This window comes from Halochromatium sp., assembly GCF_054919635.1.
On sequence record NZ_JBUDPI010000439.1, the window covers coordinates 1 to 2,709 of the forward strand.

Genomic DNA, 2,709 nt, shown 5'->3' on the forward strand with positions numbered 1-2,709 from the left:
CGTCCAGACCGGCCTCGCCGAACACGACTGCATTGATGATCTGAGCGAGCAGCCAGGCCTGCAGGATCAGCAGCACCCCGTTACCGAGGCCTAGACCGACCGATAGCCGCAGCCAGCCTGAGGCGAGCGGCTTTTGGTCATCTAACAGTGCGCGGGGAGCAGTCAAGCGTATTGCGAATCGAGAGCTGGTGACGCGTCAGACGCGCGAACGAAGAGACGAGTCAGGGGATTGACGCTTCAGGTCTATTTCAGGTCGCCTGGACCCAGGCATCCACGATCGCCTTTGTGCTCGTTCACGTCTAGCGCAGAGCCATCTGACGACCGCGGAGCGAGGCTAGATCGATCAAGAGCCCGCCGACCTGGCCGGCGATTGTAACAAGTCTCGAGTGATCCGCGTGACCCGATTCGCAGCGCCGGTCGAGTGTGGCCATAGACGTTGATCATGACGCCCTGTAGCAGCTTCGGTTCGCTCGGCTGCGACCCAGGGCTCAGCCGGCTGATAAGCCGGGCCGCCAGGGCTCACCCACGACGCTACTGGGGCTCAGCCGGCCTGCTGCGGAACGCGCTCGAGCTTGCTCGGATCGTAGCCGACGCTCTCGATGAAGGCCTTCATCTTCTCGAATTCAGCGTCGCTGAAGTCCGGCGTTCTCGACATCACCCAGACATAGTCGCGCTTCGCGCGCCCAATTACGGTTGTCTCAGAGTCATCATCGAGGTAGATGATGCGATAGTCGGCCTTGATCGGCCAGATGAACTGCATGCCCCAGTGTGCATGGGTCGTCTCATCGAGCACAAAACCCTTGGGGTGGTAGGTCTTCTGCGGGCCATCGAAGGCATCCTTATTGAAGGTAAAGGTCGTCGCGATGATTCCATCCGGATTCAGGGCATAGGACTCGACGGCGTTATGGGCGCCTTTCTCGACAAAGGTCGGGATGTTGGCGACGACGTACCAGTCGCCCATGAAACGTTCCAAGTCAACGTGATCGACAGTCTTCATCGGTTCGCCTCCTGATTCGATACAGCCGGTGAGCAGACTCAGCGCGCCGGCTACGGCCAACAGCCACAGTGTTTGTGGAAATGGACGCATCAGAGTCTCCTGTAGATGAGTTTCGGGCCTTTGCCGGTGTCACTCGCAAGCCGCACCCAGCCGAGCTGGTCGTGATACCAGAGCTCGATGGTCAGCTCGTCGGTGACCAGGTCGAAACGGGTTGCCTCAATCGTGCTGCCGTTGAGCTCGACCTGCTCCGGGCCGCGCTCCTGCACGCGCACCGACTCGAGCTCACCGGTCTGTGGATTCAGTAGCCTCGGCTGCTCGAGAATCGCTGGGTCCCAGTAGGCAAAGGTCTTGACGCAGCCTTCGAATTGCTCGACGTCCTGGCCGCGCTCGACCCGAAAGGCGCCATCCAGCACCGAGCCCTTGACCTGATAGCGAGTGCCATTGTCGTTCGTGGTTGAGCTGAGCCGTTCTAGGCAGCCGTTTCGAAATAACTCATTACTCTGGTGTCGGTAGCGGTAGGCGGTGATGAAGAGGAAGTCGACCTCAAACTCGGCCTGGCTGGTCACGCGCTGCTGCTCACCGCTGGCGTCGATCTCGAAGCGGTGCTGGCCAATCAGATCGTCGTCGAGCAGGACCTCGAACTGGAAGGTTTGATCGACTGCGGCACCTGCCGAAAGGCTCGCGAGACCCAGGAGGGCCCCGAGCATTGAGGTTCTGTCTCGTCTACCAAGCATCGGTCGTCTCCGGGGTGAGGGGGCTGAGGCTAATCAGGGTCCGAGGCCGCACGCGGTGGACCGGGGAAGAAGGCATTGGTGCGGCGGATGTAGTCCCGATAGGCCGGGCGGCGCTCGGTGATGTCCTTCTCGAGCAGGCTGACGCCGGAGACGCGCAGCAGCAAGATGGTGACCAAGATGGGGCCAACGATGCTCCACCAGGCTCCGGCCGAGAGCGCGAACAGATAGTAGCCCCACCAGATGCAGGCCTCGCCGAAATAGTTCGGATGCCGGGTGTAGCGCCAGAGTCCACGATCGAGCACCTGGCCCTTGTTGGCTGGATTGGCCTTGAAGGCCGCGAGCTGTTGGTCGCCGATGGCCTCGAACCCGAAGCCAATGAGCCAGAGCAGCACGGCGGCGTAGTCAAGCCAGCTCAGCGGGGTTGAGCCAAGGATGCCTCCGAGCAAGGGCAGCGAGATGATCCAGGCCAGCACCGCCTGCAGGCCAAAGACGATATACAGGCTCTTGTACCAGAACCCGGGCTCATGCTCGGCGCGGATCGCTTGGTAGCGCCGGTCTTCGGGCTGTCCGCGGTTGCGCAGCGTGATGAAGACCGAGAGCCGGGTCGCCCAGACCGTGACGACGAAGAGCAAGATGTACGAGCGGGCCACCAGCGTAGGCGCCCAGGTGACGTAAACCAGCGTCAGCGCCAGGAAGAAGAGCGACCAAAGGCTGTCGACAATGCTGACATCCTGCTTCGGGATGCTGACGAGCCAGGCGGTAACGCCGAACGACAGCACGACGGCAAGTCCAACGGCATAGATATCGAGGTCAAACATGATTGAGCCTGTCCAGGTCCTAATGGCTTGGCGAGCGTTCTAGTGGCAGACTGTCTAGGTCTTGACCAAAGATTGTGTGGCTGTTGGTTGTTGACAACCCCCCTTGATCTCGGCTGTAGCGATCGCTGGAAAGAAATCGCCTTTGGCTGGCTGATTAGCT

3 protein-coding genes are annotated in these 2,709 nt (G+C 60.9%); all 3 read right to left on the minus strand.

Going from position 1 to position 2,709, the window contains the following annotated elements:
* Positions 1-541: 541 nt before the first annotated feature.
* From ACY693_RS17935 to ACY693_RS17945, 3 genes are read right to left on the minus strand one after another with little or no spacing between them, the layout of a single operon-like run.
* A complete protein-coding gene (locus ACY693_RS17935) occupies positions 542-1,087 on the minus strand; it encodes a lipocalin family protein (RefSeq protein WP_462323174.1) in 546 nt (181 codons plus the stop codon).
* Complete coding sequence (locus ACY693_RS17940; protein WP_462323175.1) at positions 1,087-1,731, minus strand: DUF6134 family protein; 645 nt, start codon at positions 1,729-1,731, stop codon at positions 1,087-1,089. The genes ACY693_RS17935 and ACY693_RS17940 overlap by 1 nt, the downstream gene beginning before the upstream one ends.
* 29 nt (positions 1,732-1,760) lie before the next feature.
* Positions 1,761-2,549, minus strand: coding sequence for a DUF1295 domain-containing protein (locus ACY693_RS17945; RefSeq protein ID WP_462323176.1), 789 nt, complete (start codon positions 2,547-2,549; stop codon positions 1,761-1,763).
* Positions 2,550-2,709 lie beyond the last annotated feature (160 nt).

Coding starts and splice junctions, on each gene's coding strand:
- ACY693_RS17935 (WP_462323174.1), bottom strand. CDS start 1,087: ATGCGTCCATTTCCACAAACACTGTGGCTGTTGGCCGTAGCCGGCGCG.
- ACY693_RS17940 (WP_462323175.1), bottom strand. CDS start 1,731: ATGCTTGGTAGACGAGACAGAACCTCAATGCTCGGGGCCCTCCTGGGT.
- ACY693_RS17945 (WP_462323176.1), bottom strand. CDS start 2,549: ATGTTTGACCTCGATATCTATGCCGTTGGACTTGCCGTCGTGCTGTCG.